Raw genomic sequence first — 21,307 nt, forward strand, 5'->3', positions numbered from 1 at the left:
GATTTGGGTGATAGCAACCTTGTGGTGCCGTCCAGATCATTATCACAAGGGAGCTTTACTAATGCGTGCACTCATCTCCAAGGTTCTGACCGGTTCCATGATCGCCGGCGCGGCGCTGCTGGTGTCGGCTTGCGGCGGCAACAACGAGACGGCGACCGAGAACACGATGGTCACCGACCTGAACGCGACCGAGGGCATGGATACCATGACCGACAACATGACCGCCGTCGATGGCGCCATGAACGGTGGCATGATGGCCAACGACTCGATGATGATGTCGAACGATTCGATGATGATGGGCAACGACACCGGAATGTCGAACAGCACCACCACCACGACGACGACCACCAACGCGATGTGATCGCGCGGGTCGTTCGCGACCCGTCTGACAAGGGGCCGTCCGGGATGCCGGGCGGCCCCTTTCTCATGTCCGCTCGGTCGTCGTGACGTACGCTCGATCCGGTCCGGCGCTAACGCGATGAAATGGTTAAAAAGCGTTTGGGCGTGAGCGTGCAATCCCCTAGAATCCGGGTCTTACCGACCTGGAGGGTGTGATGAGGGTGTTGCGTGTGGCCGCAGGCGCGGCGTTGGGGATGTGCGCGCTCGGCGCGACCCCGGCGTCGGCCCAGTTCTTCCTCCAATCCAAGCCGCTGGCCGGACAGCCGGTAAAGGGCGACGAGCCGGGCATCATCGGCTCGCCCCTGCCCGAAGCCACGCCGGACGAGCTGCGCGCCGGACTGGTCTGGACGATGCGCGCCGGGCTGAACGTGGCCGCGCTGCAATGCCAGTTCGAGCCGACCCTGAATACCGTGCGCAACTACAACGCGCTGCTGGTCGACCACCGCGACGAACTGAAGGACTCATTCGATGTCCTGACGAAATATTTCGTGCGGACGGGCAAGACCAAGAAGGCGGGCCAGACCGCGCTCGACCAGTTCGGGACGCGGATCTATTCAAGTTATGCGACTGTCGGCGCTCAGCGCGGCTTTTGCCAGACCGCGAACACGATCGGCGCGGATGCGAACTTCACACCGCGCGGCCACTTCCACGAACTCGCCGAAGCGCGGATGCAGGAGGTACGTAACAGCCTGGTGCCGTTCGGCGAGCAGCGGTTCCCGCGCAACGATTGGCGCGATATCGCCGCCCTGCATCCGCGCATGGACGCGGCATGCTGGAACAGGAAGGGCGAGTGGCAGGCCAAGAAGTGCGGCCCCGCGACCTGGCCCGCCACGCAGGCGGTCGGAATCGCGTCGCGGTGACCGGCTAGCGCAGCCCCAGCAGCTTGTGCGTCTGCAGGCTCAGCCGCCAGCGCGGACGCGCCATGACGAGCGCGATCGCCGCCGCCTGATTGGCGGCGGCGTTCGCGTCGTCGAGCGGTTGGATCAGGCAGTGGGCGAAGTTCCATTCTTCGAGCGCGACCGGATCCATGCCGGCTTGAGGCCAGACGAGCTTCAGCTCGTCGCCCCGCCGCTGGACGACCACGCTTCCCGCCTTGGGGCTGATGCACACCCAGTCGATGCGCGGGTGCGCGGGGAGCGTGCCGTTGCTCTCGACCGCGATGCGGAAACCCGCTGCATGAAGCGTGTCGACCACGGCGTCGTCGATCTGGAGCATCGGCTCGCCGCCGGTAAGCACCACAAAGCGGCCGTCGCGGCCATCGCCCCAGTGATCCGCGACCGAGGCGGCGAGCGCGTCGGCGTCCGCGAAGCGCCCGCCGCCCACGCCGTCGATGCCGACGAAGTCGGTGTCGCAGAACCGGCAAACGGCCGCGGCGCGGTCCCGCTCGCGGCCGGACCATAGGTTGCAGCCCGCGAAGCGCACGAACACCGCGCGTGAGCCCGCATTCACGCCCTCACCTTGGAGCGTCAGGAACATCTCCTTGACTGCGTAGCTCATCCCGGGACGCTCATGGCTGCGCGGCGTAGCGCGTCGGATCGGGCACGCCCGCCTCCCCGAAGCCCTTCGCGCGCAGGCGGCACGAGTCGCAGAGGCCGCAATGCAGCTCATCGGGGGTGGGATCGTAGCACGACCAGCTCAGCCCCATCTCAAGTCCAAGCCGTGCGCCTTCGCGGACGATGTCGGCCTTGGTCAGGTGCTGGAGCGGTGCATGGACGTGGAAGGCTGCGCCCTCGACACCTGCTTTCGTCGCGAGCTCGGCCAACCCTTCGAAGGCGGCGACGAACTCGGGCCGGCAATCGGGATAGCCCGAATAATCGAGCGCGTTGACGCCGATCACCAGATCGCGCGCGCCCGCCGCCTCCGCCCATCCGAGCGCCAGCGACAGAAAGATGGTGTTTCGCGCGGGCACGTAGGTGACGGGAATGCCCCTGCCCACTCCGTCCTTGGGAACGGGCGTGACACCGGTCAGCGCCGATCCGCCGAAGCGCGACAGGTCGAGCGGGAGCACGACGTGCCGCTCCGCGCCGAGCGCGGCAGCGACGCGTTCGGCTGCGGCGAGCTCGATCCGGTGGCGCTGGTTGTAGTCGACCGACAGCGCGAGCAGGCGGTACCCCCGCTCGCGCACGAGCGCGGCCGCCACCATCGAGTCGAGACCGCCCGAGACGAGGGCAACCGCCAATTGCTGCGTGTTCATGATGTTCGGGGCGCTAGGCTGCGCGGCGCGGGCACGCAACCGGGCGAAGAAGCGGCCGCCCCGAAGGGCGGCCGAGGGCGGCGATATCGCCGACAAGGGAGAAACGTGCCGAACGGGCACCCACGGGCCATGCGACTCGATCGGTTGCCATCCGGTAAACGCGTTCTGTCAAACCTGCTCGGCCCCGACCCGGACGGGGAAGTCGCGCGCGCAGAATTTACAGTCGACGGTGATTACGCCGTCGGCGTCCGCCATCTCGCGCTGTTCCCCGACCGGGAACTTGGCAAGGACGCCTGCGATATGCTCGGGCGTGCAACGACACCCTTGCGCCAGCGGGGTGGAGGCCAGAACGCGCACTTCCGGTTCCTCGTTGAACAGCCGCCAGACGAGCGTCTCGAGCGGCAGCGCCGGCTCGGCGAGCTCGTCGGCGCCCATCGTGCCGCCCAGCGCCGCGACATGCTCCCATTCGGGATGATCGAGGCGGGTGTGGAGACGCTCGCGCCCGTCCTCGCCCTCCGGCAGATGCTGCAGGAACAGCCCGCCCGTCACCGTCCGGCCATCGGCGCGCTTGCGGATGGCGACGCGCACCAGGCTGGGTATCTGCTCCGACTGAACGAAGTAATTCTCGGCGGCGGCCGACAGCGTCTCGCCGTCCAGCGGGACGATGCCCTGATAACGCTCCTTCGTCACCGCCAAGTCGAAGGTGATCGCAAGGTAGCCTTGGCCAAACAGTTCGGAGAGCGTCGGCTCGGCAGGCAGCGTCGCCAGCCGGTCGGCGTCATACTGCACGTAGCCGCGAAGCTCGCCGCCCTGGTAGTCGCACACCAGCAGTTCGACGATGCCGCCCTTGTTCTGCGCCTGCATGGTGAGCTGACCGGTCGCATCCTTGAGCGTCGAGCCGATCAGCGCAGCCAGCGTCAACGCCTCGGCGAGCAGCGTCTCGATCGCGGGTGGATAAGCGTGCGCGGCGAGCACGGTGTCGAGCACGCGGCCGAGCCGCACCATCCGCCCGCGCGCGCTGCGCGACGGGATCGCGAAGCCAAGCGCGCGGTCGAGGTCTTGGGTAAGAAGGTCGTGCATCGTCGAAAAGATAAGAAATAGAGCCCCGGTATCAACGACGCGCCCGGTTCAGCCGATCTGCCCGAAACACCAGCGCAGGATCGATTTCTGCGCGTGGAGCCGGTTCTCCGCCTCCGCCCAGACCAGCGAGCGGGGCCCATCGATCACGTCGGTCGCGACCTCCTCGCCCCGGTGCGCGGGCAAGCAGTGGAGGAAGGACGCATCGGGCTTGGCGCGGGCCATCAGGTCGGCCGTGACCTGATACGGCAACATCGCCGCGAGTTTGGTGTCGGCATGCGCCTGGCCCATCGAGATCCAGCTGTCGGTGACGATCAGGTCCGCGCCCTCCACCGCCTCGTGCGGGGAGGCGACCACGCGCGCGCGGCCTCGCCCCTCCGTGACGACCGCCTCGTCGGGCTGGAACCCTTGCGGACACGCGGCGATCACGTCGAAGCGCAGCAGTGCCGCCGCCTCGATCAGCGACGCGAGCACGTTGTTGCCGTCGCCGAGCCACGCGACCTTCAGGCCCGGCAGCGCGCGGCCGGTTTCCTGGATCGTCAGCAGGTCGGCGACGATCTGGCACGGGTGCGACCGGTCGGTCAGCCCGTTGATCACCGGCACCGACGCGTGCGCCGCCAGATTCTCCAGCTTGGCGTGGTCGTCGGTGCGTAGCATGATCGCATCGACATATCCGGACAGCACGCGCGCGGTGTCCGACACCGGCTCGCCGCGGCCGAGCTGCATCTGCCCCGCCTCCATCACGATCGTCTGGCCGCCCAATTGGCGCATACCGACATCGAACGATACGCGGGTGCGAGTCGAGTTCTTCTCGAACACCATCGCCAGCACACAGTCCCGGAGCGGCGCGTCGGCATCGACCCGCCCCTTGGGCCATCCCGCCCGCGCCCCCTTGCGGGCTCCGGCGTCGGCGAGGATCGCGGCAAGCCCATCCTCGCCCGCGTCGGACAGGGACAAGAAGCTGCGGAACTCAGTCATCGGTCGCCGGCACGTACACACGAGCGGCTTCGCTCAGCTTTTCCACGCACTCGGCGATGTGGCTCTCGTCGACGATCAACGGCGGCAGCACTCGCACGACATTCTCGCCCGCCGCGACGAGCAGCAGGTCGTGATGGTCTCGGACGTGCGCCACAAAGGCGCGGCAGTCGCTCTTGAGCTTCAGGCCGAGCATCAGCCCGTGGCCGCGCACGTGATCGAACAGGCCGTCATAATTCGGGATCATCTGTTCGAGCGAGGAGCGCAGGCGACGCCCCATGTCGCCCACATGCTCCAGGAAACCGGGCTCCAGGATCACGTCGAGTACCGCCTCGCCCGCGGCCATCGCCAGCGGATTGCCGCCGTAGGTGGAGCCGTGGGTGCCCGCGATCATGCCCTTGGCCGCCTCCTCGGTCGCGAGGCACGCGCCTAGCGGGAAGCCGCCGCCGATGCCCTTGGCCGCCGCCATGATGTCGGGCGTGACGCCGTACAGTTCATGCGCGAAGAAGCGGCCGGTGCGCCCGTAACCGCACTGGACCTCGTCCAGCACCAGCAGCAGCCCGTGCTCGTCGCAAGCGGCGCGCAAGCCCTTGAGGAACGTTTCGGACGCGGGCCGCACCCCGCCCTCGCCTTGGATCGGCTCGACGAGAAACCCGGCGGTGCGCGGGCCGATCAGTGCCAGCGCGGCGTCGAGATCGTCGAACGGGGCGTAGGCGAAACCGGGCAACAGCGGCTCGAATCCGTTCCTGAGCTTGTCCTGGTTGGTCGCGGAGATCGCGCCGATGGTGCGGCCGTGGAACGCCATGTCGAACGTGATCAGCTCATGCCGCTCGGGATGGCCGTTCGCGAAGTGATAGCGACGCGCGGTCTTGATCGCGCATTCGACGGCCTCCGCGCCCGAGTTGGTGAAGAACACAGTGTCAGCGAAAGTGTTCTCGACCAGCCGTCGCGCGAGCGCCTCGCCCTGCGGCGAGCCGTACAGGTTCGACACGTGCATCAGCGTCGCTGCTTGGCTCGCGATCGCGCCCACCAGCTTGGGGTGCCCGTGCCCGAGCGCGTTCACCGCGATGCCGCTGGCGAAATCGAGGAACTTGCGCCCGTCCTCCCCATAGAGATAACAGCCCTCGCCTCGCACCGGCCGCACCCCGCAACGCGGATAGACGGGCATGAGGGCGGTGATGGCCACGGGGCGTACTCCTGAAAAGCGAAAGGCGACCCGTCGAGCCGCCCGCTACGCCTGATACCGGCCTGCGCCGGAACGCGTCAACCTAGGCGCGGTAGTCGGGCCGGGTCCCGCTTTCCCGCCAATAGCGTTCCAGGCCAAGCTCGTCGGTGATCCGACGAAATCGCGGATCGCTACGCATCGCGGTAGCGGGCGGCATGAACAGGATGTTGGTCCTGCGGTCGTCCACTCTGGTGTATGTGCCCTGACCTCCCACGAAGCGGATATCGGGAACCACGAAGCCGCGGCCGAAAAAGAGAGCTTCGACGATGGCGAACGCCTCGTCGAGGCGGCCCAGCGCGGACACGAACTGGATCACGTTCTCCGCATAGCCCACGCCCTTTCGCGCCCATGGCAGACTCGTCTCCACCGCGCGTTCGATCGCCGTCGGCGCGCGCGTCTCGATCGCGCGTGCCACCTCTACGATCCATTGGGTTTGGACAGGATCCATGCCCGGTGGCCAGCTCTCACGGTCCGCACCCATGGCGACCGCCTCGGTGGCGCGGCCCGTGTACATCAGATAGTAGAACCGCGAGTACCAGACGGCGAAGTGACGCGGGAACAGCTGAAACGCCTCGGCGAAGGCGCGATCGGCCTCGACCACGCGGTTCGCTCCCCACAACGCCATCGCGTGCAAATGGCGCGGGCCGGGCCCGGGCGGCGCGATGGCGGTTGCTTCGTCCAACAATATGGCGGACTCGCCCATTCGCCCGACCGAACCCAGTACGAGCGCCAGCCCGACCATCATCGAGTCGTTCGTCGGTCCGTCACGGAGCACCTCTCGAGCGATCCGTTCCCTCTCGCGCCAAGCACCGATAAGCGGAAACAGCGTCGTCCGGGACTGCCGCGCATAGCCATTGGTCGGATCGAGCGCGAGCGCGCGCGCGGCGGCGGACCGCGACCGGTCGCGCAGTCCCGCCGCCATGCTCGGGTTGCGGGCATGCGACTCAAGCCCGTACAGCACCGCCAATAGGCCCCAGGCATCGGCGTTGCCGGGCTCCAGCACCGTCGCACGCTCGAACAGCGCCACAGCCTGGGCGGAGCCATCGCTCGTGACCTGCCGGAACGCCATCATCCCTTGCTGCATGAGTTGTTCGACCTCGGGCGAGCTCGCCGGTCGGTCGTCGCGGTCGCGGAGCAGCGCCCAGCCGCCCACGCCGACGGTCGCCGCAAGGGCACCCATACCGCCGAGCAGCACTCTTCGCGTCGGTCGCGGGACGACGGGCGTACGCTCGAGGGGCTGGTCGACGAGCGGTGTGGGTTCGGCCTGTCCGTCGGCGACCAGCCTGTACCCGACCTTGGTCACCGTCTCGATCCGGAAGCTCGCCTCGCCCAGCCCTTCGGCGAGCCGGCGCAGGCGCGAGATCACGCGGTTGATTGCGTCGTCGCCGACCACGCGCCCCTCCCAGCAGCATTGGGTCAGATCGTCGCGCGACACGATCGCGCCGTCGGCCTCGACCAGCGCAACGAGCACCTGCATAACGCGCGGCTCGACCACCTCGCTCGCGCCGTCGTCGCGCACGACCTGTCGCAGGGCGGGCGTAACCGTCAGGCGGGCAAGCCGGAACCCGGGAGTATGCGCCAGGTCGATCCGCGCGAGCCGGTCGGCGGTGATCACCGCGATCGGCCTGAAATCAGCCGATTATCGGCAAGCCATCGGTCGCTCATCCTGCCCTCCGAGCGCCGGAAGCGCGACACGGGGAAGCGTCGGAGCGAACCCGCCCCGATCGTGCACCCACCGAGGATCACCGTCATGACCAAGCTCTTTGCCGCCCTGACCGTCAGTCTTTTGGCACTCGCCGCCGCGCCCGCTTCAGCCCGATCGGGGGCTTGGCCGGTCGGCGACCGCCAGATCCACATATACTATGCGGACCTCGACATGAACAGCGCCGGAGGTCGCGCCGCCTTTCTGGCGCGTGTGGACAAGGCCGCGCGCAAGCTGTGCCGCAACGTGCGGACGAACGATCGTGGGGAATGCGAGGCCGACACCGTCCGGATCACGGCCGCCGGTTCGCGCAACCAGATGCTGGCACGAGCGCTGGGCGAGCGCGAAGGGGAACGCTTGGCGGGCCGCTGAACGCTCAACCGCGAAAGATCGGCGCGTCACGCCCGCCCAGGCAGGTGCGACGCGCCCGTCACGCGTCCAGCGCCTCGTCCTCCACGCGCGCGGCGTTTTCCTGGATGAAAGCGAAGCGGTGGGCGGGATTGTTGCCCATCAGGCGGTCGACCAGATCCTTCACGCCGACCCGCTCCTCATATTCCTGCGGCAGCGTGATGCGGATCATGCCGCGCGTGGTCGGGTCCATCGTGGTCTCGCGAAGCTGCATGGGGTTCATCTCGCCCAGGCCCTTGAATCGCGAGACCTCCACCTTCTTGCCCCGGAACGCCGTGCGCTCGATGTCGGCGCGGTGCGCGTCGTCGCGGGCGTAGAGCGACTTGGCCCCGACGGTCAGGCGGTAGAGCGGCGGCTGCGCCAGATGCAGGTGGCCACGCCGCACGAGGTCGGGCATCTCCTGGAAGAAGAACGTCATCAGCAGAGTCGCGATGTGCGCGCCGTCGACATCGGCGTCGGTCATGATGACGACCCGCTCGTACCGCAGCAGGCTCGCGTCGCAGTCCTTGCGGGTGCCGCAGCCCAGCGCCTGGATTAGGTCGGCGATCTCCTGGTTCGCCAGGATCTTGGCGCTGGTCGCCGATGCGACGTTCAGGATCTTGCCTCGGATCGGCAGGATCGCCTGCGTCTTACGGTCGCGCGCCTGCTTGGCCGATCCGCCCGCCGAGTCGCCCTCGACGATAAACAGCTCGGTCCCCGCCGGATTGTCGGCCGAACAGTCGGTCAGCTTGCCCGGCAGCCGTAGCTTGCGCGCCGAGGTCGCCGTCTTGCGCTTGACCTCGCGTTCCTGCTTGCGGCGCAGGCGGTCGTCCATCCGCTCGAGCACATACCCCAGCAGCGCGCGGCCACGGTCCATGCTGGCACCTAGCCAGTGGTCGAAGTGATCGCGCATCGCTTTTTCGACAAGCCCGGCCGCTTCGGGCGAGGTCAGCCGGTCCTTGGTCTGCGACTGAAACTGCGGCTCGCGGATGAAGACGGAGAGCATCAGCTCGGACCCGGTCACGACGTCGTCAGCGGTCAGGTCGCGAACGCGTTTGTCCTTCACCAACTCGCCGAATTGGCGCAGCGAACGGACCAGCGCCTGACGCAGGCCCTGCTCGTGCGTACCGCCGTCGGGGGTCGGGATCGTGTTGCAGTACCAGCTGTACGAGCCGTCGCTCCAGAGCGGCCAGGCGACGGCCCATTCGACGCGGCCCTGGTCGCCCGGGAAATCCTGTGATCCCGCGAAGAACTCGGCCGTCGCGCCCTCGCGGCCACCGACCTGCTCGCGTAGATGATCCGCCAGCCCGCCGGGAAACTGGAACACCGCCTCGGCGGGGGTGTCGTCGGCGATGAGTTCGGGCGCGCACCGCCAGCGTATCTCGACACCCGCGAACAGATAGGCCTTGGAGCGGGCAAGCCGGTGGAGCCGTGCGGGCTTGAAATGGAGATCGGGGCCGAAGATCTCGGTGTCGGGCGTGAACGCGACCGACGTACCCCGCCGGTTGGGCGCGGCCCCCAGCTGTTCGAGAGGCCCAAGCGTCTGACCGCGTGCGAAGCATTGCCGGTACAGCTTCCGCTCGCGCGCGACCTCGACGACGGTATCGGAAGATAGAGCGTTGACGACGCTGACGCCGACGCCGTGCAGGCCGCCGCTCGTGGCGTAGGCTTTTCCTGCGAACTTACCCCCCGAATGCAACGTCGACAGGATCACCTCCAGCGCCGACTTACCCGGGAATTTGGGGTGCGGATCGACCGGGATGCCGCGGCCATTATCGACGATCGTCAACCGGTCGCCGGGTTCTAGCGTGACCTCGATTCGGGTGGCGTGACCCGCGACCGCCTCGTCCATCGCATTGTCGAGCACCTCGGCCGCGAGGTGGTGGAGCGCTCGCTCGTCGGTGCCGCCCACATACATGCCCGGACGGCGGCGCACCGGCTCCAGCCCCTCCAGCACTTCGATCGAGGACGCGTCGTACCCCTCGGCGGGCCGGCTCGCGGTGGAGAAGAGGTCGGAGGACATATCGGGAACTTGTTAGGAGGTATGCGGCGCGCTGCCAAGCGGGGCAGCCGCGAGCTCTGTCCTGTATTCAGCAAGATGAACTCTCAGACCGGTCACGGGCAAAGCCCGTGACGTCGGACGCGGCTGTAGCCGCGCCGGCCGGGCGGACTGCGTGCGCGCGCCGGCTGCGCCGGTCAGCGCGCTCGCGGTCCGCCGAACGGCAACGGCGGTCCGGGACGCCGATCGCGCCTGGGCAGCTGCGCCTGATACGCGTGCCCGCAATGCGCGACGCAGTAGGGAAAGCCCGGATTCACCTTGTCACCGCAAAAATGGAAATCGGCCTCACCCGGATGGCCCAGCGGCCATTTGCACACGCGGTCGCTGAGATCGAGCAGACCCGTCTTGCCCGCGATCTCGGGCGAGGGCTTGGCGGGGACGAGCCGGCGCGGCGGTGCGGGCGTCAGCGGCGCCTGCTGCTCGCCGGGCGTCTGCCGCAGGAAGCCGCCGGGTCCGACCGACCGCAGCACCGGTTGCGGAGCGGCTGCGATGGCGGGTGCCGCATCAGGCTCGTCATCCTGGTCAGCGTCCTCGTCGAGCACCGTCAGTTCCGGCTCCGGCTCCGGCTCGATCTCGACCGGAACGATGAGTCCCACCACCGGCTCAGGCTCGGGCGTTGCTTCGCCCACCGGCTCAACCACGACCTCCGGCTCGGCCTCGACGATCTCCCGCTCGGCCTCCCTGACCGCCGCCGCCGCGGGCTCGGCCGCCGCCGGCTCGTTCGGCCTGACGGGCGAGGGCCGCGCCTGCAGCTCCAGCCGGTGCGCCTTGCCGATCACCGCGTTGCGGCTGACCCCGCCCAGCGCCTCGGCGATCTGGCTCGCGGTCTGCCCGGCTTCCCACATCGCCTTCAGCGTCTCGATACGCTCGTCGGTCCAGCTCATGTCAGTACTTTCCAGTTCCGTAGTCGGCGGTTGCGGCCCAAAGCGGCAGCGGTTACGCCGCCCCGCATGAGCAGCCGCCCCCTGACCGACGCGCCTCCGGCCCGATCGACGGTGCGTAGCGCCCCGGGGGTGCCGGTGATCCGCGGCGTCAATTGGGGTGGTCTCAAGACGCTCTATGTGAAGGAAGTGCGCCGTTTCTTCAAGGTCCAGCTGCAGACCGTGTGGGCACCCGCGATCACCACGCTGCTGTACCTCGTGATCTTCACCGTGGCGCTCGGCGCGAGGCACGCGGTGACGCTCGACGGACGGGCCGTGCCGTTCGCCGACTTCATCGCGCCCGGGCTGATCGTCATGGGGATGATCACCAACGCCTTCGCCAACGCCAGCTTCTCGCTGCTCGTCGGCAAGATCCAGGGCACGATCGTCGATTACCTGATGCCCCCGCTATCCACCGCCGAGCTGCTGGCGGCGATGGTCGGCGGCGCGGTCACGCGCGCCTTTTGCGTCGGCGGGGCGGTGTGGCTGGCGATGGCGCTGTGGCCGGGCGTGAACGTCACGCCCGCGCATCCGTTCGTGGCGCTATGGTTCGGGCTGCTCGGATCGGTGTTCCTCGCGCTTGTTGGCGTTCTGACCTCGATTTGGGCGGAGAAGTTCGACCACGCCGCAGCGGTCCAGAACTTCGTCGTCGCCCCGCTCGCGCTGCTGTCGGGCACCTTCTATTCGGTCGACCTGCTCGCCCCGACGTTCCGCGCGATCAGCCACGCCAACCCGTTCTTCTACATCATCTCCGGCTTTCGGTATGGTTTCCTCGGGATCGCCGACTCGCCGGTGCTGCTCGGCGGCGCGGTTATCCTGGCGATCGACGTAGCGCTCGGCCTGCTCTGCTACCTGCTGCTCAAACGCGGCTGGAAGCTGAAGAACTAGGCGTCAGGCAGTCAGCGCGTCGACCAGCGCCTGCACCTTCCTCTGCCGCCATTGCGGCAGCGGCGCGACGATCCAATAGCCTAGCCGCGACGCCGTAGGCTCGCCGATGACCTCGACATGACCGGCGGCGATGTCCCCGCGCGCGAGCAGCTCCGGCACCTCGGCGCGGCCAAGACCCGCCGCCGCCGCGTCGATCGCCAAGCCGGCGTCGGCAACCGCGATCGGCGTGGCCGCGTCGTCGCCCGGGCAGCCGGGCCAACCGATCCGCAACGCCGCGCCTCCGCTCGGCCGCCCGACCGTGACGAACCCATCCGACTCGAGCGCCTCGCCTTCCAGGTTCCCCGGCCCCTCGCCCCAACGCAGCGCAAGATCGAGGTTGGCCTCGGTGAAGTCGACCGCCTCATCCGAGGCCATGACGGCGAAGCGCATCTCGCCGTCGGCCGCCGCAATTTGCGCAAGGCGTGGGAGGAGCCATTTGGCCGTCAGGTCGCGCGGCGCGGCGATCGTCAGCGCCTTGGACGATTGGCCCGCCTGCATCGCGCGCACCGCTTCCTCGAATTGCAGGAACCCGCCGCGGAGCGCCGCCAGCCCGGCCTCACCCTCCGCGGTCAGCTCCAGCCCGCGCGCGGTGCGGCGGAAAAGGACCACGCCCAGTGTATCCTCGAGCGCGCGCACCTGTTGACCGACCGCGGCCGGCGTCACCGCCAGCTCGTCGGCGGCGCGCGTGAAGGACAGGTGCCGCGCCGCCGCGTCGAGGACGCGCAGGCCGTTCAGCGGCAGGTGGGTCCGCTTCAACGCTCCGCTCTCAACGAGCGGTCGCCGGAGCGGTCAGCGCGAAACGCGGGATCGCGACGTCGAAGAGGTCGCCGTCGCCCGCGATCACATGGTAGCTGCCCTCCATCGTCCCCGTCGGCGTCGCGAGCGGGCATCCCGAGACATAGTCGTAACTCGATCCCGGTTCGATGAGCGGCTGCTCGCCCACTACGCCCTCGCCCTCGACCGTATGTCGCGCGCCGCGCCCGTCCGTGATGATCCAGTAACGCGTCAGGAGCTGAACGACCTCATCGCCGTCATTCTCGATGCGGATATGGTACGCCCAGAACCAGCGCCCGCGCTCGGGCTCCGACTGGTCGGGCAGGTAGCTGACCGATACGCGTACCGTCACGCCCCGCGTCGTCGTCGCATGCGGAAAGAACGCCTTCATGCCTCCGAGCGTGTTCATAGGCCCGCTCCCGCCAGCGCCTGATCAAGGTCCTCGATCAGGTCGGCGGGATCTTCCAGCCCGACATTGAGGCGGAGCAGGCCCTCGGTCACGCCCATCTCCGCGCGCTTCTCCGCCGAGACGCTGGCGTGCGTGGTCGAAGCGGGGTGCGTCATCAGCGACCGCGAGTCGCCGATATTGTTCGAGATATCGATCAGCTGCATGCCGTCGAGCAGCGCATGCGCTTGGCTGCGGTCCGCGACCTCGAAGGCGAAGATGGGTCCGCACGCATCCATCTGAGACATAGCGAGATTGTGCTGAGGGTGGCTCGGCAGTCCCGGATGCAGCATCCGGGGCACCCGCCCCTCCAGGAAGCGCCCGACAGCCATCGCGTTCTCCGACTGTCGCCGGATGCGCAGATCGAGCGTCTCCAGCCCCTTCAACACCACCCACGCGTTGAACGGCGATAGTGTCGGCCCGGTATTGCGCGTGAACGGCAGCAGCGTGTTCGTGATGAAATCGTCGGTCCCGCACACCGCGCCCGCCAGCACGCGGCCCTGCCCGTCCATCATCTTGGTCGCGGAGTAGGCGGTCACGTCCGCCCCCCATTCCATCGGCCGCTGCAGCGCGGGCGTTGCGAAGGCGTTGTCGACGACCGACACGATCCCGTGCGCGCGCGCCAGATCGCAAACCGCCCGCAGATCAACGACATCCATGGTGGGGTTCGCAGGGGTTTCGAAGAAGAACACCTTGGTATTGGGCCGGATCGCGTCGGCGAACTGCTGCGGATCGCGCGCATCCACGATCGTCGTTTCGATCCCAAACTTGGGTAGCAGCGTATCGGTCAGCCACCGGCACGAACCGAATGCCGCGCGCCCGCCGACCAGATGATCGCCCGCGCTCAGCTGGCACAGCAGCGCCGCGGTCATCGCGGCCATGCCGGTCGCCATCGTCCGGCACGCCTCCGCGCCCTCCATCAACGCGATCCGTTGTTCGAGCATTTCGACGGTCGGGTTCTGGAGGCGGGAGTAGGTCATGCCCGCCTGCTCGCCCGCGAAGCGCGCAGCGGCATCGGAGGCGCGGTCGTAGCTGTAGCCCGACGTCAGGAACAACGCCTCCGACGTCTCGCCATATTCGGTGCGCGCGGTGCCGCCGCGGATGGCGCGCGTCGCGGGACGCCACCGGGCGGTGATCGCGCGGTCCTGACCGGTTGTACGCTTCATGGCGACGGCCTTTGCAGGGGCAAGGGGCGGGGAGCAAGCCCATAGCCTTGCGGGAGCCGCGCGCCTGGGGAAGAGAGGCGTGTCATGCGCGCGATAACCCGTCCCCTGCCCGCCGCCGTGCTGATCGGGCTCGTCGCGCAGGCGTTGTTCACGATACGGCTGGGGACGCCGTCGACCCTGATGTTCGACGAGGTGCATTACGTGCCCGCCGCCCGCGCGATAATGGCGTTGTCTCACCCGCTCAACACCGAGCATCCGCTGCTGGGCAAAACCCTCATCGCGGCGGGCATCGCGCTGTTCGGCGATAACGCGATCGGCTGGCGTGCATTATCGACGGTGGCGGGCACTGCGACGGTGCTGGGCGTGTACGGGATCCTGTGGCGGCTGTTCGGCAGTGTCCGCACCGCCGCGACCGGGGCCGTGCTGACGATCGTGAACGGCACGGTGTTCGTGCAGGCGCGGATCGGCATGCTCGACGGCTTCATGGCGGCGCTGGTCGTCGGCGCGGTCGCCGCGATGCTGTGGGGGATGCGGGAACGAGCGATCGTCTGGTGGACGACCGGGAGCGTGATGCTGGGTTTGGCGATAGGGGTGAAATGGGCGGCCGCGCCGTATGTCGCCTATGCCGGGGCGGCCTTCCTGTTGCTCAAATGGCGACGGCCCGATCGGTGGCCGGGCCTGAGCCTCATCCCCGCGCTCGCGATCCTCTGCCTGGCGAGCGCGACGGCCTACCTTCTGACCTTCGCGCCCGCGTTCTTCTACGCCGACCGACCGCTGACCCTATCGACGCTGCTCCCCTTCCAGTCGGCAATGTATGTGCAGCAGACGCAGGTGCTTGGCGCGCATACCTACCAATCCGACTGGTGGAGCTGGCCGTTGCTGCTTCGTCCGATCTGGTACTTGTACGAGCCTGCCGACGGCGCGCAGCGCGGGGTACTGATGGTCGGCAACCCGGCGGTGATGTGGGGCGGGTTGGTCGCGCTCGCCGCATGCGGCCGGACGTTCATCCGCGAGCGCTACCCGCACCTCGGCGGCGTAACCGCGTTGTGGTTCGGTTCCTACGCGGTATGGGCGATCATCCCCAAGTCACTGGGCTTCTTCTACTATTACTATCTGCCGAGCATCTGGCTTTCGGTCGCCATCGCCGCCGCGTGCCACCGCTTTGCCCACGGACGGCTCAAGGATTGGGACGAGACGCTGTTGATCGTCGCGGGCGGTACTTTTGCATATTTCTACCCGATCATGGCCGCAATGCCGCTCGCCGCCGCGGACTCGTTCCGCCGCTGGACCTGGTTCGACGGCTGGGTCTAGCACCGCCCGCCCGCCCACGAAGCGCGCCTCATAGGGCGGCAAGCACCGCATCGCCCATCGCTCCCGTCGAGCAGTCGCCGCCCAGATCGGGCGTCCGCGCGCCGCCCGCGATCGCCGCGCCGACCGCCCGCTCGATGCGGTCGGCGGCCTCGGGCAGGCGCAGCGAATGGCGCAGCATCATCGCCGCCGACAGGATCGCCGCGCACGGATTGGCGCGGCCCCGCCCCGCTATGTCGGGCGCGGACCCGTGGATCGGCTCGTACAGCCCCATCCCCGTCTCGCCGAGCGCGGCCGAGGGCAGCATCCCGATCGATCCCACGCACATCGCCGCCTGATCGGACAGGATGTCGCCGAACAGATTGCCCGTGACGATCGTATCGAACTGCCCAGGCGCGCGCACGAGCTGCATCGCGCAATTGTCGACATACATGTGCTGGAGCTTGACCGCCGGATAATCGCGCGCGACCTCGTTAACGACATCGCGCCACAACTGCGACGTGTCGAGAACGTTGGCCTTGTCGACCGACAATAACTGGCCGGATCGGCTTGCCGCCGTCTCGAACCCGACGCGCGCGATCCGCGCGACTTCGGCCTCGTCATAACGCATCAGGTCGTATCCCTCGCGCAGGCCCTTCTTGGTCCGTCGCCGGCCCTTGTCGCCGAAATAAACGTCCCCCGTCAGCTCGCGCACGATCACCAGATCGATGCCGCGCGCGATCTCCGGCCGCAGCGCGGAGGCGTCCTCCAGCCCCGCGAAGAGCCGCGCCGGGCGAATATTGGCGAATAGCCCCAACTCCCTGCGCAATCCCAGGATCGCCTGCTCGGGCCGGAGCGCTCGCTCGAGCGCATCGTATTCGGGGGCACCGACCGCGCCGAACAGCACAGCGTCCGATCGTTTGGCGATCGCGAGCGTCTCGGGCGGCAGCGGGTGGCCCGCCTTGCTGTAGGCAGCGCCGCCGACCAGCCCCTCCTCGAACACCAAACCGAGATCCAGCACCTCCAGCACGCGCCGGGCTTCGCCGACGACTTCGGGGCCGATGCCATCACCGGCGAACAACGCAATCGACTTCAATGCCATCGAACCCACTTTCGCGGGTCGCCTTGCCGCTCGCCGTTCGGTCATGCAACCGCCCTCCGTAATCGATCCACGAGCCGGGTCCGCGCCGCCAGCGTGTCGGCCGCACGATCGACGAGCACCGTGCGCGACAGGAAATGCTCCGACAGCCGCAGGGCGGCGAATACCTCGTCCCACTCCGCCTCGCCGCCTTCCATCAGGAAGCGCGGGAGTAGCAGCAGCTTCGCCTCGTAACCTACTGCGCCCGCTTGCGACACGCCCGCTCCGCTGCGGGGGCTGACATAGGCGAGCGGCTCCTCCGCGCCCGTCACGGCGCAACGCTCGAGGTCGAGCCCGAAGCCCAGTTCGGCAAGCACCACCAGCTCGTACCGCGCCAGCGCCGCCGCCCAGCCGCGCGCCGACCGTGCCGCCTCGATCGCACCCAGCACTCCGCCGAGCGCGTCGTGGATATGCGGATAGGGCTGTGCCTCCGGCAGCGCGACGGCGGCGAGCGTCGTCGCCCATTGCAGCGCCGCCGCGGCGAGCGGCTCCTCGTGGAGCGCGGCCCGGCTCGCGATCAACTCGACGGTCAACCCGGCGAGCTGCTCTCCCGTCCGCGCGCGCCACTCGCCGAGTACCAGGTTCGCCGGCTGCAGCACCGGGCGCAGCCGCCGCGACCGCCCGCCCCGGACATAGCCGGGCTGGACGCCGTGCTCGCGCGTCAGCGCGCGCGCGACCACGCCGTGCTCGCCGTGATTGCGGGTGGACAGGATAATCGCATCGGCACGAATGTGCATCGACCCAAGGTGGCGCGTTCCGTCGCCCGCCGCAACGTCGTCACGCCCGCCGAACCCGTTTGGCGAGCGCGGACAGGCCGGGCCGGTCGGCGATCCGCTTGAGCACGCCTAGTCCGCCATCGAAGTATCGCAACGCACCAAGCGTCGCGCGGTTGGCGATCGTGGAGCGGAGCAACAGCAGGTCGACGCACGGGACGCCTCCGGTCGCGAACTGTCGCTTGTGCTGGCCCTCGCCCTCGGTGAAGTCGAAGCGCTTGAAGCGCGCCTTCGCGAACAACTCCTCGAGCGCCGCTGCGTGCAGGACCGTGCCCGGCGACCACTCTGACAGCGCCGGGTCGTGCCCGACATAATCGTAGCGGAGCGTGTCGCCCTCCGCCGCGCACCACAGATAAGCGATCGGCCGTCCGCCGAGCGTCATCAGCCACGCCCGTACGCTGTCTTCGGACGCGAGAAGCGCGGTGCGCCGTTTGAAACGGTCGTCGTCAGGCAGTCCTGATCCGAGCAGCCGTTCCTGATAGGTCAGCGCGGCCAGGGGACGGGCGAGCAGTTGGAACTCGGCCAGCTCGGCCGCCGTACGGAAGCTCCTGATCGCCAAGCCTTCAGGATGTTGCAGCAGCTTCTTGCGCTTACGCTTAAGCGACGACCGCGCGTTCGCGCTCATGCCCGACATCCATGCATCGTGCCCCGCGGCCAGATCGGTATAGTGACGCATGTACCGTTGACGCACGAACCCGGTCAGCCCGGTCCGGTCGATCTCGGCCTCGAGTTTCTCCGGGATGGAGGTGAATAGATATCCGTCCGCGTCGGCTGCAAGCTGGGGAACAGGCGGCGATCTGTCGTCGAGCACGCCGTCCAACGACCAGGCCACGCGCTCCAGCCGTCGCGGGATCGTCAGGAGCGTCCGCGCGCCAATCTGGAACCTGAGCGGCAGCACTGCCGTCGTCACGCCGCGCGTTCCTCGACCCAATTGGACCAGAGTTGTTCGGCCTGCCGCCAGCGTTTCCGGAACCGGTTGGGGCCGAGCGGCAAGTCGTCGCGCCCGAGCTCCATCGCAGGGCGATCGCCGAAATGCGTCGTCGGCACCGTGTCGCGGAGCTCGTCCAGCGTCTCGCATAAAGCCTCGAAGCGTCTGACATGTACTGTATTCGGCCGCGTGCCTGCGCGATTGGCGAGCTCAAAGCTGTGGCCGACGATCGTCACCGCCGCGTGTTGGTTCATAGCGGCGTGCGCAATCGTCGCGCGCATTTCGCCTGCGGACAGCGCGCAAATCTGCGCGGTGCGGAGCATGCCGGGCGCGTCCTCGATCACCGTGACGGGAACCTCGAGCACCCCGCGCTCGACGGGGGCGATCTGTCGCGCATCGAGGCCAATCCCACCCGGCCAAGGATGGCACGCGCCGTTGTGGCTGCTATCGTATCGTAGCCCGAGCTCGCCGAGCGCTGCCAGCGTCCAATCGTCGGCCGCATAGCTGCCCGCGCGAAACGCGACCGGACTCGGCGCGCCCGCCGCGACCAGCAGTTCGACCGCTCCCGCGATCAGCGATCGCTGCTCAGAGGGGGCGTAATCGCGAAGTTCATGCCGCACGTTGACCTCGCCTCGGTCGTCAGGCCGCGCGGCGCACCAGTTGGGATGGAGATGCAGCTGCACTTCCTGCCCCGCGCTGGACACCGTATCGACGATCCGGCGGACATGATCGAGCCCGTAGGTGAGCGCCGACATCGGATCGACGAAGAAGCACGCCTTCAGCCGGTGCTCGGCCAGGCGCGCGAGCTGATGACCGATGCCGACCCCCGCCGGCTCGATCGAACGGCGATAGATTTCGTCGCAACCATACCCGGCCTGATGATGCCGCCAGGCGAACTCGGTATCGATGGTGAGAAAGGCAAGGGTCACGGGCGTTCGCTATCGCCTCGACCGTTAAGCTTCCCCTCACGCCAGCGTCGGCTCGGGACCGTCAGTGCGCGTGGTAAAAGTCGTACACCTGCCGCGCCACCGCCTCCGACACGCCCGGCGCGCGCTGCAGGTCCTCCAGGCTAGCGTTCCGCACCGCCCGGCCCGTGCCGAAATGCATCAACAGCGCCTTCTTGCGCGCGGGGCCGATGCCGGGCACCTCGTCGAGCGGGCTCGCCCCGATCGCCTTAGCGCGCTTTTCGCGGTGCGCGCCGATCGCGAACCGGTGAACCTCGTCGCGCAGCCGCTGGAGGTAGAACAGCACGGGCGCGTTTACCGGCAGCTGGAACTCGCGCCCGTCGAGCATGTGGAACACCTCGCGACCGTCGCGACCGTGGAACGCTCCCTTCGCGATGCCGACCAGGCAGACATCCTCGATCCCCATCTGTTCCAGCACCGCCTTGGCCGCGTTCAAATGACCGCGCCCGCCGTCGATCAGCACGAGGTCGGGCCAGAACTCGCCGTCGCGATCGGGGTCCTCGGCTTGCGCGCGCGCGAAACGCCGCTCGAACACCTCGCGCATCATCGCGAAATCATCGCCGGGGCTGGTCTCCGCCCGCTTAATGTTGAACTTGCGGTACTGGCCTTTCCGGAACCCCTCCGGCCCAGCGACGACCATCGCGCCGAGCGCGTTCGTGCCCTGGATGTGGCTGTTGTCGTATATTTCGATACGGTCGGGAGGCTCGGGCAAGTCGAACAGGTCGGCGACCTCGCGAAGCAGCTTGGCCTGCGTGGTCGACTCGGCCGCGCGCCGCTCCAGCGCCTCGGTCGCGTTGCGCCGCGCCTGCTCCATCAACCGCCGCCGATCTCCGCGCTGCGGCATGCAGAGCATTACCTTGTGCCCGGCCCGTTCGCCGAGTGCCTCGCCGAGCAGATCGCCCTCCGTCAGGTCGCGGTCGAGCAGGATCGTCTTGGGCGGCGGTACCTCCTCATAGAACTGCATCAGGAAGCTCGAAAACACCTCGTCCTCGGGCACGTCTGCGGCGTGCTGCGGGAAGAAGCTGCGGTGGCCCCAATTCTGCCCGCCTCGGATGAAGAAAGCCTGGATGCCCGTGACCCCCTCGCGCGCCGCCAGCGCGAAGATGTCGGCGTCGCCCATGCCCTCCGCGTTGATCGCTTGCGTGCCCTGAACGAACGTCAACGCTTTCAGGCGGTCGCGGAGCAGCGCGGCGAGCTCGAAATCCATGTTCTCGGCCGCCGCCTGCATCTGCGCACCCAGCTTGGCCTGCACCTGCGTCGATTTGCCCGCGAGGAAGCTGCGCGCGTCTTCGACAAGCTCGGCGTAACCTTCCTTGTCGATGCGGCCGGTGCATGGCGCGGAGCAGCGCTTGATCTGGTGCAGCAGGCACGGCCGATCGCGTGTATTGAAGAATGGGTCGGTGCAGGAGCGGAGAAGGAACAGCTTCTGCAATGCATTGAGCGTGTTCGTCACCGAGCCTGCGCTCGCGAACGGGCCGTAATAGTTGCCCACCGCTCGCCGCGCCCCCCGATGCTTCTGGACGCGTGGAAACTCGTGGTCGGAGCGCAGCAGGATGAATGGGAACGACTTATCGTCGCGCAGCAGCACGTTGTAGGGCGGGCGGTAACGCTTGATCAGCTGCGCCTCGAGCAGCAGCGCCTCCGCCTCGTTGTTGGTCGTGACGATCGTCATCGAGCGCGTCTGCGACACCATGCGCTGAAGCCGGCGCGGTAGCGCGGTCACCTGGCAGTAGTTCGCCACGCGCTGTTTCAGCTGACGCGCCTTGCCGACATACAGGACCTCGCCGCGCGCATCCTGCATCCGGTACACGCCGGGGCGGAGCGGTAGCGTTTGCAGGACGTTGCGGATCGCCGCTACGCCTACCTCGAGATCGGGCGTGTCGGTGCCGCGGACGGTGAAGCTTGATTTCTCTTCGTTGAAGCGGTCGGTGGCACGCGTGGACATGATTACCGGAATCTAGGGACT

At 68.1% G+C, this 21,307-nt stretch carries 21 protein-coding genes; 5 read left to right on the top strand and 16 right to left on the bottom strand.

Features of this window, described 5'->3' with window-relative positions; genetic code table 11:
* Positions 1–361: hypothetical protein (locus tag ACFE7F_RS09860; protein WP_375403685.1), on the top strand; the 361-nt coding region annotated here is incomplete at its 5' end.
* A gap of 193 nt (positions 362–554) precedes the next feature.
* Positions 555–1,259: a hypothetical protein gene (locus tag ACFE7F_RS09865; protein ID WP_375403686.1), complete on the top strand. Its 705-nt coding sequence runs from the start codon at positions 555–557 to the stop codon at positions 1,257–1,259.
* Positions 1,260–1,263: 4 nt separating this feature from the next.
* Here ACFE7F_RS09865 and queE read toward each other — a convergent pair whose 3' ends face one another.
* From queE to ACFE7F_RS09895, 6 genes are all read right to left on the bottom strand, one after another.
* Complete coding sequence (queE, locus tag ACFE7F_RS09870; protein WP_375403687.1) at positions 1,264–1,896, bottom strand: 7-carboxy-7-deazaguanine synthase; 633 nt, start codon at positions 1,894–1,896, stop codon at positions 1,264–1,266.
* Positions 1,897–1,906: 10 nt separating this feature from the next.
* Positions 1,907–2,593, bottom strand: coding sequence for a 7-cyano-7-deazaguanine synthase QueC (gene queC, locus ACFE7F_RS09875; protein ID WP_375403716.1), 687 nt, complete (start codon positions 2,591–2,593; stop codon positions 1,907–1,909).
* A gap of 168 nt (positions 2,594–2,761) precedes the next feature.
* On the bottom strand, positions 2,762–3,673 hold the full coding sequence (locus ACFE7F_RS09880) for an Hsp33 family molecular chaperone HslO (protein ID WP_375403688.1): 912 nt from the start codon (positions 3,671–3,673) through the stop codon (positions 2,762–2,764).
* A gap of 48 nt (positions 3,674–3,721) precedes the next feature.
* A complete protein-coding gene (gene argF / locus ACFE7F_RS09885) occupies positions 3,722–4,648 on the bottom strand; it encodes an ornithine carbamoyltransferase (protein ID WP_375403689.1) in 927 nt (308 codons plus the stop codon).
* A complete protein-coding gene (locus ACFE7F_RS09890; RefSeq protein ID WP_375403690.1) occupies positions 4,641–5,831 on the bottom strand; it encodes an aspartate aminotransferase family protein in 1,191 nt (396 codons plus the stop codon). Before ACFE7F_RS09890 ends, argF begins: the two co-directional genes overlap by 8 nt.
* Before the next feature lie 82 nt (positions 5,832–5,913).
* Entirely contained in the window at positions 5,914–7,485 is a 1,572-nt protein-coding gene (locus ACFE7F_RS09895; protein ID WP_375403691.1) for a winged helix-turn-helix domain-containing protein, read from the bottom strand.
* 135 nt (positions 7,486–7,620) lie between these two features.
* Here ACFE7F_RS09895 and ACFE7F_RS09900 point away from each other — a divergent pair, with 135 nt between their 5' ends.
* Positions 7,621–7,944, top strand: coding sequence for a UrcA family protein (locus tag ACFE7F_RS09900; RefSeq protein WP_375403692.1), 324 nt, complete (start codon positions 7,621–7,623; stop codon positions 7,942–7,944).
* A gap of 58 nt (positions 7,945–8,002) precedes the next feature.
* On the opposite strand, the gene parE is transcribed toward ACFE7F_RS09900, so the two are convergent.
* Entirely contained in the window at positions 8,003–9,982 is a 1,980-nt protein-coding gene (gene parE / locus ACFE7F_RS09905) for a DNA topoisomerase IV subunit B (RefSeq protein ID WP_375403693.1), read from the bottom strand.
* Positions 9,983–10,155: 173 nt separating this feature from the next.
* On the bottom strand, positions 10,156–10,902 hold the full coding sequence (locus ACFE7F_RS09910; protein WP_375403694.1) for a GcrA family cell cycle regulator: 747 nt from the start codon (positions 10,900–10,902) through the stop codon (positions 10,156–10,158).
* 66 nt (positions 10,903–10,968) lie between these two features.
* On the opposite strand from ACFE7F_RS09910, the gene ACFE7F_RS09915 reads away from it, so the two are divergent.
* Positions 10,969–11,826, top strand: a complete 858-nt coding sequence (locus tag ACFE7F_RS09915) for an ABC transporter permease (protein WP_375403695.1) — start codon at positions 10,969–10,971, stop codon at positions 11,824–11,826.
* A gap of 3 nt (positions 11,827–11,829) precedes the next feature.
* On the opposite strand, the gene ACFE7F_RS09920 is transcribed toward ACFE7F_RS09915, so the two are convergent.
* From ACFE7F_RS09920 to ACFE7F_RS09930, 3 genes are read right to left on the bottom strand one after another with little or no spacing between them, the layout of a single operon-like run.
* Entirely contained in the window at positions 11,830–12,621 is a 792-nt protein-coding gene (locus ACFE7F_RS09920; protein ID WP_375403696.1) for a LysR family transcriptional regulator, read from the bottom strand.
* A 10-nt stretch (positions 12,622–12,631) separates the two neighbouring features.
* Complete coding sequence (gene apaG / locus ACFE7F_RS09925) at positions 12,632–13,030, bottom strand: Co2+/Mg2+ efflux protein ApaG (protein ID WP_375403717.1); 399 nt, start codon at positions 13,028–13,030, stop codon at positions 12,632–12,634.
* 14 nt (positions 13,031–13,044) lie between these two features.
* Positions 13,045–14,250, bottom strand: coding sequence for a trans-sulfuration enzyme family protein (locus ACFE7F_RS09930; RefSeq protein WP_375403697.1), 1,206 nt, complete (start codon positions 14,248–14,250; stop codon positions 13,045–13,047).
* An 84-nt stretch (positions 14,251–14,334) separates the two neighbouring features.
* On the opposite strand from ACFE7F_RS09930, the gene ACFE7F_RS09935 reads away from it, so the two are divergent.
* Positions 14,335–15,561 (top strand): glycosyltransferase family 39 protein, encoded by a 1,227-nt coding sequence (locus ACFE7F_RS09935; protein ID WP_375403698.1) that lies wholly within the window; start codon positions 14,335–14,337, stop codon positions 15,559–15,561.
* A 28-nt stretch (positions 15,562–15,589) separates the two neighbouring features.
* Here ACFE7F_RS09935 and leuB read toward each other — a convergent pair whose 3' ends face one another.
* The 5 genes from leuB to uvrC form a co-directional block, all read right to left on the bottom strand.
* Positions 15,590–16,639: a 3-isopropylmalate dehydrogenase gene (gene leuB / locus ACFE7F_RS09940; protein WP_375403699.1), complete on the bottom strand. Its 1,050-nt coding sequence runs from the start codon at positions 16,637–16,639 to the stop codon at positions 15,590–15,592.
* Positions 16,640–16,680: 41 nt separating this feature from the next.
* Positions 16,681–17,412: a DNA repair protein RecO gene (recO, locus tag ACFE7F_RS09945; protein WP_375403700.1), complete on the bottom strand. Its 732-nt coding sequence runs from the start codon at positions 17,410–17,412 to the stop codon at positions 16,681–16,683.
* Between the two features lie 40 nt (positions 17,413–17,452).
* Positions 17,453–18,358 carry a GNAT family N-acetyltransferase gene (locus ACFE7F_RS09950; protein WP_375403701.1) on the bottom strand — a complete coding sequence of 302 codons (906 nt, stop codon included), beginning with the start codon at positions 18,356–18,358 and terminating at the stop codon, positions 17,453–17,455.
* The gene (locus ACFE7F_RS09955) at positions 18,355–19,305 is read right to left on the bottom strand and encodes a polysaccharide deacetylase (RefSeq protein WP_375403702.1); all 951 of its coding nucleotides are present in this window, start codon (positions 19,303–19,305) and stop codon (positions 18,355–18,357) included. Before ACFE7F_RS09955 ends, ACFE7F_RS09950 begins: the two co-directional genes overlap by 4 nt.
* A gap of 61 nt (positions 19,306–19,366) precedes the next feature.
* Positions 19,367–21,286: an excinuclease ABC subunit UvrC gene (uvrC, locus tag ACFE7F_RS09960; RefSeq protein ID WP_375403703.1), complete on the bottom strand. Its 1,920-nt coding sequence runs from the start codon at positions 21,284–21,286 to the stop codon at positions 19,367–19,369.
* Between the last annotated feature and the right edge of the window lie 21 nt (positions 21,287–21,307).

It is taken from the genome of uncultured Sphingomonas sp., from assembly GCF_964235535.1.
Lineage (GTDB): Bacteria > Pseudomonadota > Alphaproteobacteria > Sphingomonadales > Sphingomonadaceae > Sphingomonas.